The following is a 21,378-nucleotide window of genomic DNA, read 5'->3' as shown; positions in this document are numbered from 1 at the left end:
GTCCACCAGCAACCAGTGGGAGCGGTTCCATCAGTCGACGCGACGGCCCTGAGCCGGTCGCGCCCGAGCTGCAAGGAGTCGCTCATGCGCCACCCCCCGCGTCACGCGTTCCACGCAATCCTGCTCACGTGCGTCGTCTCGGCGGCCACGCTCGTCCCCCTGACCGACGCCGCGACCGCGGCCGCCCCCGCCTGCACGGTGGAGTACTCCGTCACCGGCCAGTGGGACAGCGGCTTCCAGGCCGCCGTGAAGGTCACCAACCACGGTGCGGCCAAGGACGGGTGGAACCTGTCCTTCGCCTTCGCCGACGGACAGAAGGTCACCCAGGGCTGGGCCGCGAAGTGGTCCCAGGCAGGGACGGCCGTGACCGCCACCAACGAGTCCTGGAACGGCGCGCTTCCCTCCGGCGGCAGCGTCTCGGCCGGGTTCATCGGATCGCGGTCAGGCGCCAACACCGTACCGAAGGCCTTCAAGCTGAACGGCACGACCTGCAACACCGACATCACCGATCCGACCGACCCGACCGATCCCACCGACCCGACCGATCCGGGCGGCGAGGGCGAGGCCCCGGCCCTGAAGGTCTCCGGGAACAAACTCGTCGACGCCTCCGGTGCCACCCGCCGGATCCTCGGCGTGAACCGCTCCGGCGCCGAGTTCATGTGCGTACAGGGCCACGGAATCTTCGACGGACCCGTCGACGACGCATCCGTGGCGGCCATCGCCGACTGGAAGGCCAACGCCGTCCGGATCCCGCTCAACGAGGAGTGCTGGCTCGGCCTCGACAACATCAAACCCGAATACGCGGGCGCCCACTACCAGTCCGCCATCAAGGAGTTGGTCACCAAGGTCAAGGCCCACGGCATGACGCCGATCCTGGAGATGCACTGGTCCTACGGCCAGTACACCGGGAACTCGGCCGGCTGCGCCGACGTCCACGCCACCTGCCAGAAGCCGATGCCGGACGCCCGCTACGCACCCGGCTTCTGGACGTCGGTCGCGAACACCTACAAGGACGATCCGACGGTCGTCTTCGACCTCTTCAACGAGCCGTACCCGGACCGCGCCACCTCCAGCATCAACGATGCGTGGGCCTGCTGGAAGGACGGCGGCACCTGCCCCGGCATCGGCTACGAAGTCGCCGGCATGCAGGACCTCGTCGACTCCGTCCGCGCCACGGGCGCCAAGAACGTGATCCTCGCGGGCGGCCTGGCCTACTCCAACGACCTCAGCCAGTGGCTCGCCCACCGGCCCTCCGACCCGGCCGGCAATCTCGCCGCGGCCTGGCACGTCTACAACTTCAACACCTGCTCCACCGAGAGCTGCTGGGACTCCACGCTGGGGCCCGTCGCCGCCCAAGTGCCGCTGGTGGCAGGGGAGATCGGCGAGAACACCTGCTCCCACGCGTTCATCGACCGCGTCATGAAGTGGTTCGACGATCGCAAGCAGTCCTACCTCGGCTGGACCTGGAACACCTGGAACTGCTCCTCCGGGCCGTCCCTCATCAGCTCCTACGACGGCACACCCACCGCATTCGGGGTCGGCCTGCGCGATCACCTGCGCACCGTCAACGGATGACCACCCCACACCGTACGAGCGCCACCCCGCCCCGCCCCGCACCCGTACCCGTACCGATCTCCTCATCTCTGAAGGGACACCGCACACCATGAGCCGTATCAGATCGAGAGCCGGCACCGCCGTGCTCACCGCCCTCGCCCTCACAGGCGCCGCCTGCGCGGGCACCGCCGTCGCACAGCCCGACGTCGGGGCGGCGGCTCCGGCCTGCACCGTCGACTACAAGGTGCAGAACCAGTGGGACAGCGGCTTCACCACCGCCGTCACCGTCACCAACAACGGCGCCGCGGTCAACGCCTGGAACCTCACCTGGTCCTACGCGGGCAACCAGAAGGTCACCAACAGCTGGAACTCCGACATCACCCAGGCCGGAGCCGCCGTCACCGCCAAGAACGCCTCCTACAACGGCAACCTGGCCACCGGCGCCTCAGCCTCCTTCGGCTTCAACGCCTCCTACAGCGGCAGCAACGCCCTGCCCGCCACCTTCAAGCTGAACGGCGTCACCTGTAACGGGGACACCGACCCCACGGACCCGACCGACCCCACCGATCCGACCGAGCCCGGAGACCGCGTCGACAACCCGTACGCCGGAGCCAAGGTGTACGTGAACCCGGAGTGGTCCGCGAAGGCCAAGGCCGAAGCCGGCGGTTCCCGCATCGCCAACCAGCCCACCGGCGTCTGGCTCGACCGCATCGCCGCCATCAACGGCGTGGGCGACGGCATGGGCCTGCGCGACCACCTCGACGCGGCGCTCGCCCAGAAGGGCAGCGGCGAACAAGTCGTCCAGCTCGTCGTGTACGACCTGCCGGGCCGAGACTGCGCCGCCCTGGCCTCCAACGGCGAGCTCGGCCCCACGGAGATCGACAAGTACAAGACGGACTTCATCGACCCCATCGCCGCGATCCTCGGCGACGCCAAGTACAAGGATCTGCGCATCGTCACCACGATCGAGATCGACTCCCTGCCCAACCTCGTCACCAACGTCTCCGGCCGGCCCACGGCCACGCCCAACTGTGACGTGATGAAGGCCAACGGCAATTACCAGAAGGGCGTCGGCTACGCCCTCGACAAGCTCGGTGACATCAAGAACGTCTACAACTACATCGACGCGGGCCACCACGGCTGGCTCGGCTGGGACGACAACTTCGGCCCCTCCGCCGAACTGTTCAAGACGACCGCCTCCAGCAACGGCGCGAAGCTGTCCGACGTCCACGGCTTCATCGTGAACACGGCCAACTACAGCGCACTCAAGGAGGACAACTTCGCCATCGGCGACAACGTCGCGGGCAAGTCGGTGCGCGAGTCCAAGTGGGTCGACTGGAACCGCTACACCGATGAGCTGTCGTACGCCCAGGCCATGCGCACCAAGCTGGTCTCGCTCGGCTTCGACCAGAACCTCGGCATGCTGATCGACACTTCACGCAACGGCTGGGGCGGCACCGCCCGACCCACCGGCCCCGGCGCCACCACGAGCGTCGACACGTACGTGGACGGCGGGCGCTACGACCGCCGCATCCACCTCGGCAACTGGTGCAACCAGTCCGGCGCCGGTCTCGGCGAGCGGCCGCAGGCCAACCCGGCCACCGGGATCGACGCCTACGTGTGGATGAAGCCGCCGGGCGAGTCCGACGGCTCGAGCAAGGCCATCGACAACGACGAGGGCAAGGGCTTCGACCGCATGTGCGACCCCACGTACACCGGTAACCCGCGCAACAACAACCACATGTCCGGGGCGCTGCCGAACGCACCGGTGTCCGGCCACTGGTTCTCCGCCCAGTTCCAGGAGCTCATGAAGAACGCCTACCCCGCGCTGTAGGCACACGGCACAAGGCACTCCGCATATCGCATTCCGCCGGGGCCCGGGAGCATACGGCCCCGAGCTCCGGCGGACACGGTTGCTCGTCAGCGTCTGCTCGCTCTGCCGATGGGATCAGTCCGTGGTCGTACGCCCGCGGGCTCATGCGATCGGCGTGGAAGTGATCGACGGGCCGATGCCGCGGGGGAGGGGCACGTGACAGCGTCGTCCTGTGTCCGCGGGTTGGCCGCGGGGCACGGTTGACGCCTCGTCACCAGGGGAGGGCCCATGACCACCACGCCGTTCATCACCGGGAGAGGTTTGACGCGCCGCCACATGATGGGGGTTGCTCTGGCCGCCGGAGCGGCCGTGCCGCTCGCCGGCGTTTCCGGCACCGCGTGGGCCGCCCCGGGCGCGCGGCGGTTGGTGCTGCCGGAGCCGAGGGGGCCGTACTCGGTGGGCGCGATCCCACTGCACCTCATCGACCGCTCGCGTCCGGACGCCATCGCGGGCCCCGGCCACTTCCGCGAGCTGATGGCCACGGTCTGGTATCCGGCGCGCGATGCCACGCGCTACCCGGTGGCGCCCTGGATGCCGGCAGGCGCCCTGCAGGCGTTCCTCGCCGACGCCGGGTTCAGCGATCTGGCCCCGCTGGGGCCGATGACGTCCGGCCGGGTGGGGGCTCCGGTGCGCCGCACGGGCGGGCGGCTGCCCGTTGTCGTGTTTTCCCACGGCGCGCACAGCCACCAGGGCGACCACACCGTCATGGTCCAGGAGCTCGCCAGCCACGGGTACGCGGTGGTGACGGTGGCCCACCAGTACGACACCTACACCGAATTCCCCGACGGCCGCGTCGCCGTCCCGCTCGATGACAGGGACGCGCCGACGATGCCCGGGGATTTCGCCGCTGACCTGCGCTTCGTCCTGGACTGTGTCGAGCAGCTCGCCGCCGGGGGCAATCCCGACGCCGGCCGCAGAAAGCTGCCGGCGGGACTGCGAGGCTCCCTCGACGTGCGACGCATGGGCGTGTTCGGCTGGTCCAAGGGCGGGACGGCCACCGCCTGCGCCATGCTCGCGGACCAGCGGATCCGGGCTGGGCTGGGCCTGGACGGCCCGATGCAGATGAAGCCGCCGCTGGCCGGTGACCTGCACCGACCGTTCATGATGATGTCTGCCGATTTCACCCGGGCCACGGCCCCCGAAGCCGCGGCGTTCTGGTCGCTCCTGCGGGGCTGGCGGCTGGACATTCAGGCGCGGGGCGCCAACCACATCTCCTACGGCGACAACGAAGCGCTCTTCCCCCAGGTGGCGAAGCTGTACGGATGGAGCAGGCAACAGCTCCAGGACATGATCGGCACCCTCGATCCCGAGCAGGCGGTGAAGATCCAGCAGGCGTATCCGCTCGCGTTCTTCGACAAGCACCTGCGCCGACGCCCGGCGCACTTGCTCGACGGGCCGTCGCCGGCCTTTCCGGCCGTGACGTTCCTTCCGTGAGGCACGTTCGGACACCTTGGTGAGGTGGCGCACCCCTAGAAGTTCATGTGGGCTCGGGGTGCTCCGGCCAATCGCCCAAGGCGGCGGCCAAGGAGTCACGCAGGGCCGGATCGCCGACTGCGGCCGCCAGCCGGTAGGCGATCGGCCCCACCTGCCAGCCGGCGTGATGGTCGAAGGGCGGCGGTGGTCCAGCCGCGTTGTGGGCGAGCTTGGCCACCACTTCCGCGAGCCGGAAGTACAGGATCTCTGCGGTAGGGGAGGGCTGGTCCGGTGCGAGTCCGCAGCGGCGGATCCTGTCGAACACGGCACGGCCCGTCGCCCATTGCGTGCGGTCCGCCGCGAGCGCCACCGCGGCCTCGATCTCCGGGGTCCTGCCCAGGTGCACCGCGGCAGACTCCAGAACCGTGCCCGCCCACTCGACGGGTGCCCGCTGCCGCTCGAAGAGCGAGCGCCCCCACCGGGCCAACCAGTCCACGCCTCCGCTCATCTCGCGATCATGCCAACACCCGGAGCAGCCGACAACCAAGAGGGCGCGGTCGTGTCCGGAATCAGGCGTCCAACCGTTCCTCCAGGCGAATGGTCACGGAGTCGCCTTCTTCCTTGCCGATCGCCTTTCGTACGTCCGCCTTCACGGGCAGTTTGTGCGTGCCGTTCCCCAGAGCCATGAACGAACTCTGGAACGGATGACCGTCGACCGTGCCCCGGACCTTCACCAGGCCGCGAGTGCCGAAGTACTCGGCCGACTGGGGCCACACGACATAGGTCCAGCCACCCTTGTTCGGACTCTTCTGCAGGGTCGCGGTGAATTGCTTGTCCATCTCGGATACCACCTGTTCGGAAGTACGCCGGCCTTGGCGTTCACCAGATAGGACAGAGGCAGGAGGCGAAACTCATCGCTGGCGCACGAAGAGGCCGCTGGGTTACATACTTCGAGACGCGCCGAGCGCCGATGCGCCGCGTGGGGCAGGAGCAGCGGTCCGTCACGCACCGGGCCGACGGGTGGAACCGGTGCGCTGTGTCTCCTTCCGGGACCCGCCCCCGGTCATGTCACCGATCAGCTCGGGCAGACCTGGACGCTGGGCGGGGCCCCCTTCAAGGTCGAGCCGGTTGCAGGCTTCGGCGAACCGCAGGTAGGTGTCGACGCTGGCGATGACGATCCTCACGTCGATCTTGATGAGCTCGATGCCGATGACCGAGATGCGAATCTCGGCATCGATGACGAGTCCTCGCTCGAGGATGAGCTCCAGGACGTCGTACAGTCCGCTGGTTCCCCTGGTTCCCCGTGAGGAGCCACCCTGCTGTGCCGGGAACATCGCAGCTACCTCCGTATGCCGTCCGAACCGAGGGATTCGGGTTCTCGCGCGTGGTTCCGGGCCTCGCTCCCCGGCGTGTGTGACCGTGTCGACGGGGGCTTCGCCACCGTGGTCACGTCATCGCCTTGGGCATGTCCGCGTCTCCCCACTGCTCTTCTGCCGAGCAAAGTCTTCGCACCTCGCCGGGTGCTGCCTTTGCCGGTTGCCCTGCGGGTAGAGCGGGAAACAAGTTCAGGCCTTCGCGCGCTGAGAGGGGACGCCGTCCGCGCGGAGCGGGAGAGCGGGATGCGTGGCCTTCGCGGACGGTGTCGTCGACGTTGACCACGCGGGCTGCCCCTGCCGGAATCCGGATGGTCATGAGGTCGGCAGGGGCTCGTGCCGGATCGTTCGCGGTCAGGCGCTCTTCTTGAAGACAAGCACCTCGGTGGAGGCGACGCCCATGGGGGCCAGGAATCCGGCCTCCAGGCTGCAGCCGAGGGTCGCGAAGAGGTCCACGCATGTCTGGCGGGGCATGGTGGCTGGGTAGGAGCCGTGCCCCGCGCCGCCCTTCGTCGCCCAGGTGCGCATCGTTGCCGGGTCCAGGCAGTTCTCCGTCATCACGTCGAAGATGATGCGGCCGCCGGGGCGCGTGACGCGTGCCATCTCGAAGTAGTAGCGGGAGGCACAGAGGAAGGTCACCGTGTTGAAGACCTTGTGGGCCTGAACGAGGTCGATGCTGGCGTCGGGTGTCGGGGCGAGACTGCTCCCTTCGGTCGGTCGGGCGACCACCTTGTACGTGTCCACGAGGTGGTCGGCCCAGGGGCGGGCCGTCTCGTAGATCTCGTACCGGTCGGGTGAGCACTCCTTCAGTGTTTTCTCCAGGTATCGCCCGGAGCCGGGGCCGATCTCCAACACCGTGCCGGGGTTGGCAGCGAAGACGCCAAGGGCGCGTAATTCATCGATGGTGGACTGGGTGGCGCCGGGCGTGCCGTTCATGACCTCATCGACGTAGTCGCCGACCGACAGACCGGCCGCCCGTGCGGCCCGCATCGTGGCCTCGAACGGAATGAAGTCGTCCACTCCGCCACGGCTGTTGGTGCTCCGAACGATGTCGAAGCCGGCACGTCCCAGGAGTCGCTTGACCCCTGTCTTTAACACTGACTTTGCAGACCCTGCTGTGCTCATCGAGCATGACCCCCCAGGTCGTAAGATCGCGAACGCAGACGCGCAGCTATGACAGCGACAAACGCCACGCGCGGCTACCTACCCGTGCGATCCGTGCCCGTACACCTAAAAGCACCTCAGCTGCCGAACCTCCCTCTACCGGCATCGCGCCGCCCACTTCGTGGAACGGGAGGGTGATCTGATCGCCTCGGCGACGTCAACGGCGAGTGCGGAGACGGGCTTGAACTGGCAACGGGAAGGCACAATCGTGGTTTGTATGAGGGGAGGCCGCCCTGCTCTCTCCGCGGACTGCCATATCGCCGCTGCCGTGAGCGACGGGGATAGCTCACTCAAGACGAGTGCAACCACCTTGACGAATTATGCAACCCGGCCTCGCACCTGCGACGAGAAGGAATCCAGGATGGTCATACACACCCCGCGGACCACGAAGGAGATCAGAGCGAAGAACTGGGCGTGGAGTAGCTTCTCCATCGCGATTCTTTTAAATCTGCTCGGGACCTTCTTCGATCTTGGTGGTCTGTTGTGGTTCGCGCTCCGGACCTTCGTTCTGATCATGTTCACCGCCGCCCTACTGACTTACCTGGTCCTACGGGCGCAGCGCGCACGAATCAGTCGACCGGGCGGGGGTGGCTGAGATGAAGAACAACAGGTGCACACCGAATCAAGGGCTGTCCCGCAATTGATCTTTCGGAGCAGGGGCGGGAGAGGCTGCCCGGGCTGGCGACTGCATGTTTCGGTTGCTGGCTGATGCCCCCTCTCATGTCAACGAGAGTTGACGCGCCGGTTCTGTCAACATAGGTTGACGGGATGGGTGACCAATCGCTGCTTGCCTGCGGGATGGCCGCTGGCCCTCTCTTCACCGTCGCGTACCTACTGGAGGGCGCTCGCCGTGTGGACTACAAGCCGTTCCGTCATCCCGTCAGTTCGCTGGCCCTCGGGCGCGCCGGGTGGTCACAGACCGTCAACTTCCTTTTCACGGGCTTGTTGTCACTGAGCTTCGCCGTGGGCTTGTGGCGCGCTGGGCCGTCGCACTCGGGCGCTTTACTGATCGGCGTCTGGGCGGTCGGTCTGCTGGGCGCAGGTGCTTGCCGCACGGATCCGGTGAGTGGTTACCCTGTTGGAACCCCTGATCAGCTCCAGCGCCCCACCCGCGCAGGGGCTCTGCATGATCTGTGCTCCCTCATCGGATTCCTTGCCCTTGCTGCGGCCTGTTTCGTCTTCGCCCTGTCCAACTCGCCGGGATGGGCTCTCTACTCGATCGCCAGCGGTGTGCTCTTCGCGGCCACGATGGCATTGGCCAGCGCCGCGTTCAGCCAGCATCAACGCTGGGTGGGGCACGGCGGACTGATCCAGCGCGTCTCACTCACGATCGGCTGGACCTGGCAGACGCTGCTCGCCGTGCGCCTTCTGCACAGCTGACGGTTGCCCTCTGACGGGTGCCGCCCCGTACTCGCTGGTCACGGCTGCCGATCCGTCGGGCCGGCCGTACCGGGGACCGGGAATTGGCGCCTGAACTTCGGTGCAGGGCCTCGAAGCGGGGCGAGACGCGGTCTGCCGGCAGTGGCACGGGATAAATCCTGTGACGTCGACGCGCATCTCCGGATACTGGTGGCCATGGATGAGGTCAACGTCATCGTCGCCCATCACGAACGCGCGACGCTGCGGGTCGGCGACGTGTTCCTGAAGATCGACGCCGATGCGGCGCGTACCGATGTCGAGGTCGAAGCGATGGCGCTGGCGCCCATTCCGACCCCGGAGGTGTTGTGGCGCAAGCCGCCCGTGCTCGCGATCGCCGCGGTCCCGGGGACGGCGCTCGGTCGCCTGGGTGAGCCGTCGACCTCGTCCCCGGCGGCGTGGGCGGCGGCGGGCGCCGCCCTACGGACCCTGCACGATGCGCCGCTGCCTCCCCGGCCAGGCAGGGCCGGCCGCGACCTCGAAGAGCTGACGGCGGAACTCGACTCCGAGTGCGAGTGGCTCGTAGCAAACGATGTCCTGCCCACCGACCTGATCACCCGCAACCGTGAGGTCGCCGATGCCGCGCTCCGTCCGTGGACCGCGGCGTTCACACACGGCGACCTGCAGATCGCTCACGTCTTCGTCGACGGCGACGAGATCACGGGCATCATCGACTGGTCCGAGGCGGGCCAGGGTGATGCTCTGTACGACATCGCCACCTTGACGCTCGGACACCAAGAACACCTCGACGACCTCCTCGCCGGCTACGGCAGTGACGTCGACCTCGAAGTGATCCGCGCGTGGGGGTCGTTGCGAAGCCTGCTGGGGGTTCGCTGGCTGGTCGAGCACGGCTTCGACCCGTCCGCGCCGGGCTGCGAGGTCGACGTGCTGAAATCCCGGATGTGAGGATCAAGGGCCTGACTATTGCAGGGTGATGGGCGACCCCGCGGCGCCCGCTGAGCGTAGAAGGGCGGTGACGTGCGCGCGGTCACCGCCCTTCGTGCGGGTGAGTGGCCTGTCAGGCGGCGCTTCCGTCGCCCACCACGCCCGTGAAGCCGAGCTTGTCGACGGCCTGGTAGTACGTCCAGGCCGTCCCGTTGCAGGTGCTCTTCGTCGCGCCGCTGTACCTGGCACACACTCTTTTCAGGTCCTCGTAGAAGGCGCTGTCGACGCGGGCCTTGTTCGCGTTGAAGGTGCCCGCTTCCTTGTAGTTGCGGTATCCGAAGTCGTGGCGCGCGCAGGCCGTCTTGAAGGGGAAGCCGAGGGGGTTGTCGGGGGAGCTGGAGCAGTAGTCGGTGGACCAGTTGAACTGGTACGCGCTCCAGGCTCCTTGGTTGCCGTTGGCCGAGACCCAGGCGTTGTAGCTGCCCGCGTCGGTCTGGGTCCACTGGCTGAGGATCTGCGCCTTGTCGGCCGGCACGGCCGATGCGGGGGGAGGCGGCTACGCCTACGGCCAGGGTAAGGGAAGCGGTGCTTACGGCGAGAGCGGTGAGTCGACGGGGCATGGGGCCTCCTGTGGGGGATGACACTTCCGTCTCAACAAGCCGTGTCATTCCCACAGTTGGTACTTCAACAAACAAGGCGCACGCGTGAACTCTGGGAGGCGGGCGGGGTCGGAGACCCGGAAAGGCCGGGAGGTGCCCCGCTGAGAGAACCTTCAGCGGGGCACCTCCCGGCCGGGGTGGCCGTGTCAACGGCTGCTTGCGGATACTCCATTGGTGGCGGAGGCCCTGTCGGGATCGGTGGGGTGTTGTGGCGTGGCGATGTCGTTCGCGGGCGTGGACCTTGTCAGCCACAGGCCGGTGAAGACGGCGGTGGCCAGGGTGATGGCGCCGGCTGCGAGGAAGGCGCTGTTGAGGCCGGTTTCGAAGGAGGCGCCGCCGGTTTGCCGGGTGCGGACGATGGCTCCGAGGACCGCTACGCCGAGCACCGCGCCGATCTGCCGCGTGGTGCTGATGATGCCCGAGGCAAGGCCGCCTTCGTGCGCACTGACTGCTTGGATGGCGGCGCCCGTCAGCGGGGACAGAGTCAGGGCGAAACCGATGCCGATGACTCCCAGCCGCCACCACACACTCCCGTACCCGGTGTCGGCGTGCACCGTGCCCAGTGCCAGCAGCCCTCCTCCGGCCAAGGCCAGGCCGGTGGTGACCACGACGCGGAAGCCGTACCGGGCGGCGAGCCGGCCCGCGTAGGGGCTGACGATCACCATGGCGAGGGAGAGGGGGAGGGTCTGTAGGCCGGCGCGCATGATCGAGCTGCCCTGGACGTACACGAAGAACTGGGAGAAGAAGAACGACGAACCCATGAGGGCGAACCCCGCCACGACCATGGCGGTGTTGGACACGGTGAACAGCCGCTGCCGGAAGAGCCGCAGCGGCAGCATCGGAGCAGTGCGACGCGCTTCGAGGGCGACGAACGCGGCGAGGAGGATCACGGCGGCTGCGAAGCTGCCCAGGATCACCGGAGCCGTCCAGCCGCGGGCACCACCCTCGATCAGCCCGTACGTCAGCGCTCCCACCGCCAGAATGGACAGCACCGTCCCGGGAACGTCGATCGCGGGGGCGCTCGGATTGCGGGACTCGCCGAGGTGGCGCAGGCCGAGCAGCAGCAGGATTGCGCCGATGGGCAGATTGACCAGGAAAATGGCGGGCCAGCCGAAGGCTTCCGTCAGTACACCGCCGGCCACGGGGCCCGCGGCCAGACCGATTCCGCTGAATCCGGCCCACAGTCCGATCGCCTTGACCCTTTCTTGCGGCTGGGGATAGGCGGAGGCGAGCAGGGCCAGTGAGGCGGGGGACAGCGCCGCGGCCCCGATGCCCTGCAGCACCCGGCCGGCGACCAGCCAGCCGACCGAGGGCGCGAGGCTGCACAGCACCGACGCGACGGTGAACACCACCACGCCGCTCAAGTACACCCGCTTGCGGCCGAACCGGTCGGCGAAGATGCCGCCGGACAGCAGCAGCATGGCGACCAGCAGTACGTACGCGTCGACGATCCACTGCAGACCGGTCAGCTGGGTGTGCAGCCGGTGCTGCATGTCGGGCAGCGCCGCTCCCACAATCGTGTTGTCGAGCAGGACCATGAACTGGCCGAGGCAGGTCACCGTGAGCAGCACGGCCCTGTTCGAACGACTGCCTACGGCCGCAAGCGATGCAGTGATGAGGAGTCCTCTCCATCGTTGGTGCACCCGCCCCGCCCGCCCCGCGCACGGTCGACGCGGGTGGGGCAGGTGCACTTGAACGCCTTAACGCAGTCCGCGACTGCGTTAGGGGACTGTAGAGGGGTCGCCTCGCAAACGCAAGTCCTGACTGCGTTAAGGTGGGTGCATGAACGAGCGACAGCGAGCCCGACGGCCCGGCGGGCGCAGCGCCCGCGTGGGCGCGGAGGTGCACCAGGCCGTCACCGACCTGATCAGCGAGCGCGGTTACGGCAACTTCACCGTCGGCGAGGTCGCAGCCCGCGCGGGCGTAGCCGACAGCAGCATCTACCGCCGGTGGGGCAACCTGGAAAGCCTGCTCACCGATGTGGCGCTCACCCGCCTCAACGCGCAGTCACCGATGCCCGATACCGGGAGCCTGGACGGTGACCTGCGCACGTACGCGGCCCAAGTGGCCCGCGAGATCACCGGACCTGACGGTCTTGCGGTGGTGCGCCTGGCGGTCGCCCTGTCCAGCAGCGGTCAGCAGGGCGTGCAGGCGCGGGATGACCTCCGCGCCGAACGCACCCGGCAATTGGAGTCCATGCTCGATCGCGCCCGCGAACGGGGCGAGGACGCGCCCGACGCGCTCGATGTGCTGGACCATATTCTGGCCCCGATGTACATCCGCATCTTGTTCGGCATGGGCCCGCTCACGCCGGACTACATCGACGGCTTGGTCGACCGATTGCTGTGACGGCAACCGGGTCCCGCATCCCGGGTCGCGCGGGAGAGAGCGTGATGCTCAGCCGAAGGGGCCCTCGCTGGTGAAGGCGTGGGCGGCGAAGCGTTTGCCCATGCGCCGGTAGGCGGGTGCGGTGGGGTGCAGTCCGTCGGCGAGATCGTCGGTTTCGTCCGGGCCGAGCAGGTCTCGGCCATCGAGGTAGTGCAGGTGGGGGTCGCGTTTCCGGCGTAGCGTCACGATCCGTTCGAGCTCGGCCCGGACCACCGCCAGCGACAGGGCGCCCGCGGCCACCTCGGCCGGGTCAGCGGTGGCAGTGATCTTCCCGTCCGGGTCCATCGTGGTGGGCCCTGGAGTGTCCTCGAGTGCCGGACAGCTGATGGGGGAGACCAGCAGCAGCGGGGTGTCGGGGTGGCCGTCCCTGATGGTGTCCAGGAATCCGTGGACGGCCGGGCCGAATGTCCGTAGCCGGAAGGCGGCGAGGCTGACGATGTTGATGCCCACCTTGAGGCTGATCAGGTCGGCGGGCATGTCGCGGATGGTCCGGGCGACATAGGGGTCCAGCAGCGCATTGCCCGCCTGGCTGAGGTTGATCACCTCAACCCCGCCGAGTGCGGCCGCCACCACCGGCCAGGTGCCGGTCGGACCATCAGCCTCGAGGCAGTGGCTGATGGAACTGCCGTGGTGCACCCAACGGCGCCGGCCGTCAGCTCGCGGCGCCAGCACCTCGCCGTCGGCGCGCAAAGCCACCAGTTCCGTGGGGGTCTGCTGAGGCAGCCACAGTTCGATGTCCTTCATGCCGGCCGAGAGGCCGGAAAACCGCACCGTCCGCGGCTCGCCCGGTATCAGGCGCTGTTCGCCGCCGGGGCCCGCCATGCGCACCACGTGGCCCACCGGCGCTTGCCGGCGCTCCACTACCGTGCCGTCCACCAGCAGTTCCAGCATCCCGGTCGGGCGCGGCTCGGGGTCGCTGTCGAGCTGTCCTGTATAGGTGAGCACCTCAAACTCCAGCACGCGGGCGTCGGTGCGGAACACCAGCCGCACGCCCGACGGCATCACGCTCACCCCATGGACCGACGGATCTTGATACTGCTCCTTGGCCCACGCGGGCAACCGGCTCGGCATCACTCCCGCCGACGTGGTCTCCACATCCAGCGCACCGCGGAACTCCACCGGCCCGCCCGTCAGCGCAACCGCCCGCATCGCCACCGTCACCGCTCCTACCCACGATCAATTTACGGCGGAACAACGCGAACGCGCCCACCGGTGCCCGCTGTCCCGTGACCTGCAAGCGCTTGGCGCCATGGGGGCCAACGTAGCCCAGAGCGACGGACGGGAGCGCCGCAACCCATGCGGAATCCCGGTACGAGCGATCATGCGCGGGCCATCGTAAAGTACGTCGGAATGCACAAGATCAAGCGTCCCCTTCGGGCCCGACGTGGCGAAGGACTGTTGCGTGCTCGCCCGCGGCGACGAGCCCGTCGATGACCTTGACCATGGCCGGCACACCCGCGTCGCGGACGATGAGGCCGTCCCAGCACCACCAGTAGTCGCCTTCTGGTTCGCCTGCCTGCCGCTGTCGGTCCATGCTGCGGTGCACCTCATCGAGCGTGACCACGGTTGCGGACCAGCGATCGCCGTCTTCGCGGATGACCCACACGTCCACATTGCAGACCTCATCAAGGTCCTCTTCCGCACCGGGTACGAAGCAGATCTCGTATCCATCACGCCTGACGCGGTAAAAAGGGCCGTCCCACATGCCTTGCTCCATAGCGCTCTGTCGCATACCGGCCTCAGCAAGGCTATGGCGTGTGGGGTGATCCGGTGGTCGGCCGGCCCTCGGTGCTCCGGGAAAACGACAGGTCCAGAGCACACTCCTTCGGGATCTCAGCGGCGGAAGTGGCGCACTCGGGGCGGTTGTCCGGGCTTGGTCCGTCGGTCGTTGTGGGCGCCGCCGCCCGGCGCTTGCCCGTCGTGATGCTGCCCTCGACGTCGTCCGCGGACGCAGGGTTGGTGGTGCGACCGGTGGGCGCTTTCGTGTTTCCTGCATCCGTCGTGGACGAGCAGGCTGTTGTGCCGGTCGTGGCGCACAGGATGAGAACGGCGGTGGCGGTGACAGCACGAAGACGCATGGAGATCCCCCTACACGGACGCTTGGCATCCGAATCATCAGTTGATCCACAATGCCACGATGCGTGGCGGCATGGGGCCCGAGCACGCCCCTCGACGCGTCGACAGTGGCGTCGCTCAGTGCAACTTCCCGTGTGTTCGGGAGTCTTACTCCCCGGGGTGCACATGACGAGCGAACATCAGGTTGCCTTCTTCTTGAGGGAGCTGAAGACGGGCGACACCTGGCGACGGGCAGCAGCGGCGAAGGGACTTGGCAAACTCGGCGAGCCCGAGCACGCCGCGGTGCTCGTACGGGCAGCGACCGACCCCGCGCCCGAGGTGCGGGAAGGCGCTGCGGTGGGCCTGGGCTGGCTGGGGGTAGCCGCGGCCGGGTCGCAGGCTCTGCCCGCGCTGATGGACGACGACGATCCGTGGGTGCGCAGGAAGGCCTCTCTGGCCTCCATCCGGCTCGGGTTGCGCGATCGAGAGGTCGTGGAGGCCTACGGGCGACTGCTCGGGGATCCGGACTATCACCTGCGGATCAATGCCTTGGAGGCGTTGTGGGAGCTGGGCGTTCCCGGTGATGTCCCCGCGCTCGTCCGGCTGATGGGTGATCCGTTGCACGCGGTGTGGGGTCGGGCGCGGGCCATGGTCTACATGTTCGAGAAGGACCCGGACGTCGAGGCGGAGATCGTCCGTACGGCCCAGTGGGGTGAGGACGCCGCCCGCGTGTGCGCCGTGTTGATGCTGTCGGACCTGCACACCGACCGGCTGCTGCCATCGCTGCTGAGAGAACTGGCTGACGGCACTTCCAGCGAGGTGCGCTGCGCCGTGGTTTTTCGACTGGCGCGCGTGAAACGCCCAGAGGTACGGGACGCGCTGTTCGCTGCCCTGGCAGCGGAGCGAGACCCGGAGGTGGCGGTACAACTGCTGTTCCTGTTGGGGCGATCGGGTGAGGAACGGTTGCTGGGTCCGGCCTCGCACTGGCTGAGGCACGAGCGGGTGGCGCCCTCGGCCGCGTCTGCCCTGGGGGCTGTCGGCGGCAAAACCGCCACAAGGCTGCTGCGAGCCCTGCTCACCGACCCGACAACGCCCGCCCCCACACTCGCGGCAGCAGCAATGGCCTACGGCGACATGGGCAGATGGGACGCCGTGTGGCTGCTGCTTCCCCTGCTGGACCATGCCGCGCCCGGGGTGTACGAAGGCGCGTTGCGGGGCTTGGACGCGATGGCGGACACCGGGTTCCGGCCGTGGGAACGCGCGGCGGTCGCCCGGGCGCTGGTGACCCGTCTCGGCATCGACGCCACCCTGGTGGGGGTGGCAGAGCGGGTCCTCACGGGCCTGGCGGAAGCCCTGCCCGGTTTGCGGGAACTGGTGGACCGGACCACTTCCCCCTATGTCCGAGCCGCCGCGCTGTCACTCCTGGACCCCCATAAAGCGACGGACGCCGGCACACCGCATGATCTGCCGCTCTTCGTGCGGCACTTGGACGACGCGCACATGTGGGTGCGCCAGGCCGCCGCGGAGGGGATCGCCCACTGGGTGGAGGTGGCAGGCACGCTTCCCCCAGGAGAGGAGCGGCTGCGCGACCAGCTCAGCGCCCTGGACTCCGACCCGTGCCAATTCGTACGCGCGGCGGCGGCCGACGCGCTGCGCGCCCTGGACGACTGCCGGAACAACTGACGAGCCAGGGGCGACAACGAAAACGGGTGACGCTCACCGATCGCCGGCGATGTGGTCGCGGAACTCGTCGCTACAGTCCTCCTCGTCGCTGACGCGGATTCCCGCGACAGCCACCACCCTGTCCTCGTCATCGCCCTCCTGCTTGGCCTTGGCCAACTGCTTCTCGATGGAGGCGATGTACCGACGGCACTCGGCACTGACGGGCTTCGTGGGCTGTGCGTCCCGGGTCGAGGAGGTATTCAGTGCGGTCGTGGCCGCAAGGCCGCCCACGCACAGCACGGCCCACACGGAAATCCACATGCGGCGGTTCATCGGTATCGGCTTGGGCATCCCGGCATTCTAGGAGCGATGCGCAGCGATACCGACGCCGTCGATCCGGCTCCACCTCTTTTCTTGCCAAGCCGTCATAGAAGGCCACTTGAGGCCGCCTGGCCGGGGAGCGACCCGTGAGGCGTAGGGGGCCGGGGTGAACGCCGGGTCGTAGAAACAGCCGGTCCCGTAGGCGCGGTCGAAGGCCGGGCAGGATGCTGCGATGCTTCCCGCACTGGGCTTCTTGCCGGTGCGGACCCACCTGTCGAGGGCCGCCACGGAGTTGGCGTACTCGGAGTTGCTCAGCCCACTGTGCTCGCTCTCCTTGGTGAACGTCTGCACCAGGTACCGGCTTCGGTGCGCGCCGGCGAGGGACGCGCGGTAGGCCGCCTCGTGTTCCACGAAGACGGTCGGGTCGTCGATGGCGTGCATCGTCAGGACGGGAATCGACACCTTCCCGGTGAGGTCGCTGTCGTAGGTCAGGTCGCGTACGGCGGTCGGGTCCGCACTGAACCGTGCCACGCCGGCGTTGAGGGCCTTGTCGTCGTGGGAGCCGGAGTACCGCACCCCCGTGTTGCTGAACGGATTGCGGCCGCCGAGGCGGTTGTGCACGATGTCGCGGAACGTGAACGTCGCAAAGCGCAGGTGTGACTCCAGGGTGCGCTCCGGGACACCGGTCACGGCCAGGATGTCGTGCAGGTTGCGCTGCTGCAGCGCGGTTCGCTCGTCGGGAGGCGAGGCGAACCCGGTGCACTCCTGCAGCCGGGCGCGCAGGCCGGCGTTCGTCATCGACGACCCCGCGCGCAGGCCCTCCCACAGGGGGTACTGCGGCTCACTGGGGCGGGGATGGTTGCGGCAGTAATACTGGTAGACCGCGCGCAGGTCGACGCGGTAGTCGTAGCCACGCGATCCTCCTGCCAGGAGGCCGTTGGTCAGCAGGGCTCCGTCGTAGGGGCCGCGCTTCGAGGCGTAGGTCTCGACCACCTTGGCGGCGACGCCCCCGCCCCAGGACTGGCCGTGCACATAGGTGCGCTTCGGCTTCCCGAACCTCTGCACGAACAGGCGCCGTACCTTCTCCGTGTCCGCGGCCGCCATCCGGGTGCCATAGCCACCGCGGCGATACGACGAGCCGGCCCAGGCGTAGCCCTCCTTGACCATCACCGACCAACGCTCCAGATCGCCGGCGCTGCGCTCGGGGTCGGAGCCGTCACCGAGGTCAGGACCGCCGTGGGCATGGACGACGAGGGAGCCGTTCCAGTTCCGGGGGACGGCGATGGAGTAGTAGGCGTTGTTCGTGTCCTGGCCGGTGTAACACGTCGCCGTGTCCTGCAAGTCCGTCGGGCAGGTGGCCTGGTGGGGGCGGCCTGCTTCGGCGTGGGCACTGGGCGTACCGGTGAGCGCGCCGGCGACGACGACACCGGCGAGGCCGGCGACAAGTGCCGCGCGTTGCTGCCTGCCGGCTCGCGGCCGTCGGGGGTGGGACAGCAACGATCTCAAGCTCTTCAAGACGCGGCTCCTTGTCCTTTCGCGACGCGTGGTGCGCCGCGGGGAGGATGCTAAGGACGAGGTGGATCCGATAGCTATGCCCTGGTCGTTTCGGTCATACTGTTCGGCTTGCGGCGCGCCGGGATCCTTGGGTCCTGCGCCTGCGGTCGGACGTCTACCGGGGATCTTCGAGCGATAGGCTCCCGCGGTGCACCTCATACCCGATGACCCGTTCCCCGAGATCGGCCACCCGTACACGACCGACGTGAGCGCGGACGGCCGTTGGATCGCCGTGAACTGCTCCGGCGGCCGCGACGGGCTGGGACGGGGACGGGTTGTCGTCTACCGGGCCGGCGACCTCGTCCTGTGGGACGAGATCGTGCTGGAGCACAGCATCGAGCACCTCACCTTCCATCCCGTCCTGCCCCTGCTCGCCGTGGGCACGGAGGGCGGCGACGAGTTCGAGCTCAGGGGCGGACTGCACCTGTACGAGGTGGAGACCCGGCGCCGTAGCGACGTGGTCGTCGCCGGCCGCGGTGTCACCTATCTGCGCTGGCGGGACGCACGCCACCTGGAGGTGACGTTCGCTCGGTCGGTCACCGACTTCGACGACCCGGTCCTGACGTACACGCGCTCGGTGGTCGGGCGCGACGACTGGCGCGGCCTGACCGCTGACGTGCTGGCGACACAGGTCTCCTGGCCGCAGGTGCCGGCGGAAGTCGACTGGGGCAGCATCGAGGGGCCGGACCTCGATCAGCCTCGGCGCTGTCTTGCCGGCTTCGCCGCCGAGAAGGGCCGCGCCTGGGCCCGGCGGGCCGGAACGTCCCTGGTGGAGGTGCTGGGGGACGGCCGGATGCTGGTCTCGGCGGAGGGCGGCGCCCTGGTGGAGTGCTGGTCGCCGGACGGCGTCCTGCAGTGGGCCGTGCCGGTGCCTGACGACAGCCCGTTTCTCCGCAATGGCTGTCGTTGGTATGTCACCCCGGATGAGGAGAGCGTCTGGGCCACCGTCCTGGAGGGCGACAGCGCCAACCGGCGCACTTTGGTGCGCCGCTTCGCCCTTGCCGACGGCGCCCAACTCGCCGAACTGCGTTACGACTTCCCGGTCGCCATCGCTTCGCGTACGGATGGTGCCTGGGTGGCCCGGGACTCCCGGGAGCTGTTCCCCGGACCACGCTGGCCGCCGTACGAGAGCGTGGTGCTCACGCCGTCCGGGCGGCGGCTGGCCACCCTGGCGCTGGGGGAGTGCGGCAGTTCCTTCGACTTTCCGGTGCGACGCTCGCCCCATCTGTTCTTCCTCTATGGCGTGGGTGGCGCGGACGTACGGGTGGAACTGCTGGAGAAGTGGGTTGTACGGGCGGACCCCGGCGGGACCGAGCGGCTGTTTCCGCTGGCCTGGGACGACTCCCTCGGTCCCTTCCTGCGCGGTGGTCCCGCCGTCTACGTCGATGACGAGGCCGGGCCAGGGATCGTCCACACGTGCACGGTGCGCGACGCCACCCACCTGGTACGTCGCGCCTACCCGGGTGGCGCTGTGGTCTGGGCGCACCGCTTCGACGCGCAGGTCACCGGAGTGGATGTCGATGCGCACGGCGGGTTCGTTCACGCCGTGCTCGGAGCCGGCGCCTGCGAGCTGCTCACGCTGCGTGCGGCGGACGGCACGGTGGTGCGGCGCGGGACGCTCACCCATGACGGGCACGTCTATACCCCGACGTGCCTGAGTGCCGGTCCGGAGGGTGTTCTGGTGATCGGCACGGTGGAGGGACGGCTGATCAGAACCTCGTACCCGGCTGGGCGCTCTGATGCGTCGGGCGGCGCGGATTCGTCTTCCTGAGAGTCAGCCGGTGAGCGGATGAGGCCCCGGCCGGTGAGCCGTGGCGCTGCGACGGGAGCGCAACTCCAGGGCGCGCAGGACCAGTTCGGTGGCGAACCGGTCGTCCGGTGAGGCCAGCAGGGCGCCGAAGGCCTTCTCCAGGTTGCGCAGCCGGTAACGGACCGTCTGCGGGTGCAGATGGAGCGCATCGGCCATCTGCAGGACGTTTCCGCGGGTGTCGAGCCACGCGCGCAGGGTGTTGATGAGCCGGTCGCGCTGATTGGCCGTCAGGCCCGCCAGCGGGGCGAGCTGCTGTCTGGCGAGCGCCGAGACCAGGCCGGGGTCGGCGAAGAGGGTGAGGGCCACCAGGTGGTCCTCGCAGTGGATGTAGGGGGCGCCGCCCTCCAGGACGCCCGCCTCGGACAGGCTCAGGGCTCTTCGGGCCCAGCGTAAGGACTCCGCCGCGTCCGCCAGCGGTACGGTCAGTCCCACGGCCGCGCGGATGGTGTGCGGGGCCGCGTCCATGAAGGCGCGGCGGTGTTCGTCGACGGACCCGGGGATCAGGGCGTGCGGCAGCGAGGAGCTCAGGTCGACCAGGACGTCCTCGGCGATGGCGCCCCGGTCGGGTCGGCCCTCCGTGCTGAACGCGATCGGTGTGACCTCGTCGGGCAGCTGCCACTTGGCGCGCTCGGCGAGTTCGACGAGGGTTGCCCGGGGGACGGACACATCCGACAGGAGGTGCTTCAGGAGCCGCTGGCGCTGGATGTCCTGGCCTTGCTCCATCTCCGCCCGAGCCTCCTGGTAGCCCTCGCGGGAGACCTCCATGAGGTTGTCCACGTAGGCCAGCAGGGCGTCGGCGAAGGAGAGCATGAGGCCCGCCGGCAGGTTGAGCCGCCGCAGCACCCCCTTGGCCCGGTTGAGGGCGAGCCGGGCGCCGAGCCGGAAGATCGCCTGCATGGTGTCCAGGCTGCGCCCCTCGTAGGCCTCGAAGCGGCCGAACATGCGGCACACCTTGTCGCGTTGCACGGTGGAGGTGTCCGGGGCGGCCACCTGATCCACGAAGCTCGTCAGGTTGTGCTCGACAATGAGGTGTACGGCCCGGGAATAGGGACCGTCGAGGACTTCCGCGTATTCGGGGTAGGAGCGGTGGATCTCCTCGATGACTTCCTGGATGAGTCCGGGCAGTTCTGGGCGCATGATCGCGGCGAACTCGCGAGGGAGGGTGGACGCGGGGTGTCCCGCGTCCCCCGCCTTTAATGCAGTAGTCATGGAACTCCCCTTACTCCGCCCGTGATCGAAACCGCTGACCGG

At 68.5% G+C, this 21,378-nt stretch carries 17 protein-coding genes and 2 pseudogenes; 8 read left to right on the top strand and 11 right to left on the bottom strand.

The annotated features are described in order from the left end of the window. Positions 1-84: 84 nt before the first annotated feature. The 3 genes from AB0M70_RS30910 (at position 85) to AB0M70_RS30900 (ending at position 4,861) form a co-directional block, all read left to right on the top strand. Positions 85-1,575, top strand: coding sequence for a cellulose binding domain-containing protein (locus AB0M70_RS30910; RefSeq protein WP_365825019.1), 1,491 nt, complete (start codon positions 85-87; stop codon positions 1,573-1,575). Positions 1,576-1,663: 88 nt separating this feature from the next. Then, a complete protein-coding gene (locus AB0M70_RS30905; protein ID WP_365825017.1) occupies positions 1,664-3,388 on the top strand; it encodes a glycoside hydrolase family 6 protein in 1,725 nt (574 codons plus the stop codon). A 267-nt stretch (positions 3,389-3,655) separates the two neighbouring features. Next, a complete protein-coding gene (locus tag AB0M70_RS30900; RefSeq protein ID WP_365825015.1) occupies positions 3,656-4,861 on the top strand; it encodes an acetylhydrolase in 1,206 nt (401 codons plus the stop codon). Between the two features lie 43 nt (positions 4,862-4,904). Here AB0M70_RS30900 and AB0M70_RS30895 read toward each other — a convergent pair whose 3' ends face one another. The 4 genes and pseudogenes from AB0M70_RS30895 to AB0M70_RS30880 form a co-directional block, all read right to left on the bottom strand. Further along, positions 4,905-5,348 carry a hypothetical protein gene (locus AB0M70_RS30895; RefSeq protein WP_365825013.1) on the bottom strand — a complete coding sequence of 148 codons (444 nt, stop codon included), beginning with the start codon at positions 5,346-5,348 and terminating at the stop codon, positions 4,905-4,907. 61 nt (positions 5,349-5,409) lie between these two features. Then, on the bottom strand, positions 5,410-5,679 hold the full coding sequence (locus AB0M70_RS30890; protein WP_365825011.1) for a DUF1905 domain-containing protein: 270 nt from the start codon (positions 5,677-5,679) through the stop codon (positions 5,410-5,412). Between the two features lie 195 nt (positions 5,680-5,874). Next, positions 5,875-6,174 (bottom strand): annotated as a pseudogene (gene gvpJ / locus AB0M70_RS30885) (gas vesicle protein GvpJ); the annotation flags it as partial. Positions 6,175-6,567: 393 nt separating this feature from the next. Beyond that, entirely contained in the window at positions 6,568-7,338 is a 771-nt protein-coding gene (locus tag AB0M70_RS30880) for a methyltransferase domain-containing protein (RefSeq protein ID WP_365825009.1), read from the bottom strand. An 807-nt stretch (positions 7,339-8,145) separates the two neighbouring features. Between AB0M70_RS30880 and AB0M70_RS30875 the strand changes: the two genes are divergently transcribed. Together AB0M70_RS30875 and AB0M70_RS30870 are read left to right on the top strand one after the other, a co-directional pair. Then, positions 8,146-8,757 carry a DUF998 domain-containing protein gene (locus tag AB0M70_RS30875; RefSeq protein WP_365825007.1) on the top strand — a complete coding sequence of 204 codons (612 nt, stop codon included), beginning with the start codon at positions 8,146-8,148 and terminating at the stop codon, positions 8,755-8,757. A gap of 195 nt (positions 8,758-8,952) precedes the next feature. Beyond that, on the top strand, positions 8,953-9,699 hold the full coding sequence (locus tag AB0M70_RS30870) for an aminoglycoside phosphotransferase family protein (RefSeq protein ID WP_365825005.1): 747 nt from the start codon (positions 8,953-8,955) through the stop codon (positions 9,697-9,699). A gap of 112 nt (positions 9,700-9,811) precedes the next feature. Here AB0M70_RS30870 and AB0M70_RS30865 read toward each other — a convergent pair. Next, a pseudogene (locus AB0M70_RS30865) lies at positions 9,812-10,298 on the bottom strand (phospholipase). Between the two features lie 185 nt (positions 10,299-10,483). After that, positions 10,484-11,908, bottom strand: a complete 1,425-nt coding sequence (locus tag AB0M70_RS30860) for an MFS transporter (protein ID WP_365825003.1) — start codon at positions 11,906-11,908, stop codon at positions 10,484-10,486. A gap of 211 nt (positions 11,909-12,119) precedes the next feature. On the opposite strand from AB0M70_RS30860, the gene AB0M70_RS30855 reads away from it, so the two are divergent. Further along, entirely contained in the window at positions 12,120-12,686 is a 567-nt protein-coding gene (locus tag AB0M70_RS30855) for a TetR/AcrR family transcriptional regulator (RefSeq protein WP_365825001.1), read from the top strand. Between the two features lie 48 nt (positions 12,687-12,734). Here AB0M70_RS30855 and AB0M70_RS30850 read toward each other — a convergent pair whose 3' ends face one another. Next, a complete protein-coding gene (locus tag AB0M70_RS30850; RefSeq protein ID WP_365825309.1) occupies positions 12,735-13,874 on the bottom strand; it encodes a lipase in 1,140 nt (379 codons plus the stop codon). A gap of 211 nt (positions 13,875-14,085) precedes the next feature. Beyond that, the gene (locus AB0M70_RS30845; RefSeq protein WP_365824999.1) at positions 14,086-14,430 is read right to left on the bottom strand and encodes a hypothetical protein; all 345 of its coding nucleotides are present in this window, start codon (positions 14,428-14,430) and stop codon (positions 14,086-14,088) included. A 536-nt stretch (positions 14,431-14,966) separates the two neighbouring features. Here AB0M70_RS30845 and AB0M70_RS30840 point away from each other — a divergent pair. After that, on the top strand, positions 14,967-16,463 hold the full coding sequence (locus AB0M70_RS30840) for a HEAT repeat domain-containing protein (RefSeq protein WP_365824997.1): 1,497 nt from the start codon (positions 14,967-14,969) through the stop codon (positions 16,461-16,463). A gap of 33 nt (positions 16,464-16,496) precedes the next feature. Here AB0M70_RS30840 and AB0M70_RS30835 read toward each other — a convergent pair whose 3' ends face one another. Both AB0M70_RS30835 and AB0M70_RS30830 read right to left on the bottom strand, forming a co-directional pair. After that, entirely contained in the window at positions 16,497-16,793 is a 297-nt protein-coding gene (locus tag AB0M70_RS30835) for a hypothetical protein (RefSeq protein ID WP_365824995.1), read from the bottom strand. A gap of 9 nt (positions 16,794-16,802) precedes the next feature. Continuing rightward, the gene (locus AB0M70_RS30830; protein WP_365824993.1) at positions 16,803-18,278 is read right to left on the bottom strand and encodes a hypothetical protein; all 1,476 of its coding nucleotides are present in this window, start codon (positions 18,276-18,278) and stop codon (positions 16,803-16,805) included. 187 nt (positions 18,279-18,465) lie between these two features. Between AB0M70_RS30830 and AB0M70_RS30825 the strand changes: the two genes are divergently transcribed. Then, the gene (locus AB0M70_RS30825; RefSeq protein WP_365824991.1) at positions 18,466-20,088 is read left to right on the top strand and encodes a hypothetical protein; all 1,623 of its coding nucleotides are present in this window, start codon (positions 18,466-18,468) and stop codon (positions 20,086-20,088) included. 3 nt (positions 20,089-20,091) lie between these two features. Here AB0M70_RS30825 and AB0M70_RS30820 read toward each other — a convergent pair whose 3' ends face one another. Further along, entirely contained in the window at positions 20,092-21,336 is a 1,245-nt protein-coding gene (locus AB0M70_RS30820; RefSeq protein ID WP_365824989.1) for a helix-turn-helix domain-containing protein, read from the bottom strand. Positions 21,337-21,378: the final 42 nt, after the last annotated feature.

Origin of the sequence: Streptomyces sp. NPDC051214, from assembly GCF_040682375.1 — a bacterium.
GTDB lineage: Bacteria > Actinomycetota > Actinomycetes > Streptomycetales > Streptomycetaceae > Streptomyces.
Note: the sequence above shows the minus strand (reverse complement) of the source record. Positions and strands in the feature narration are given on the sequence as shown.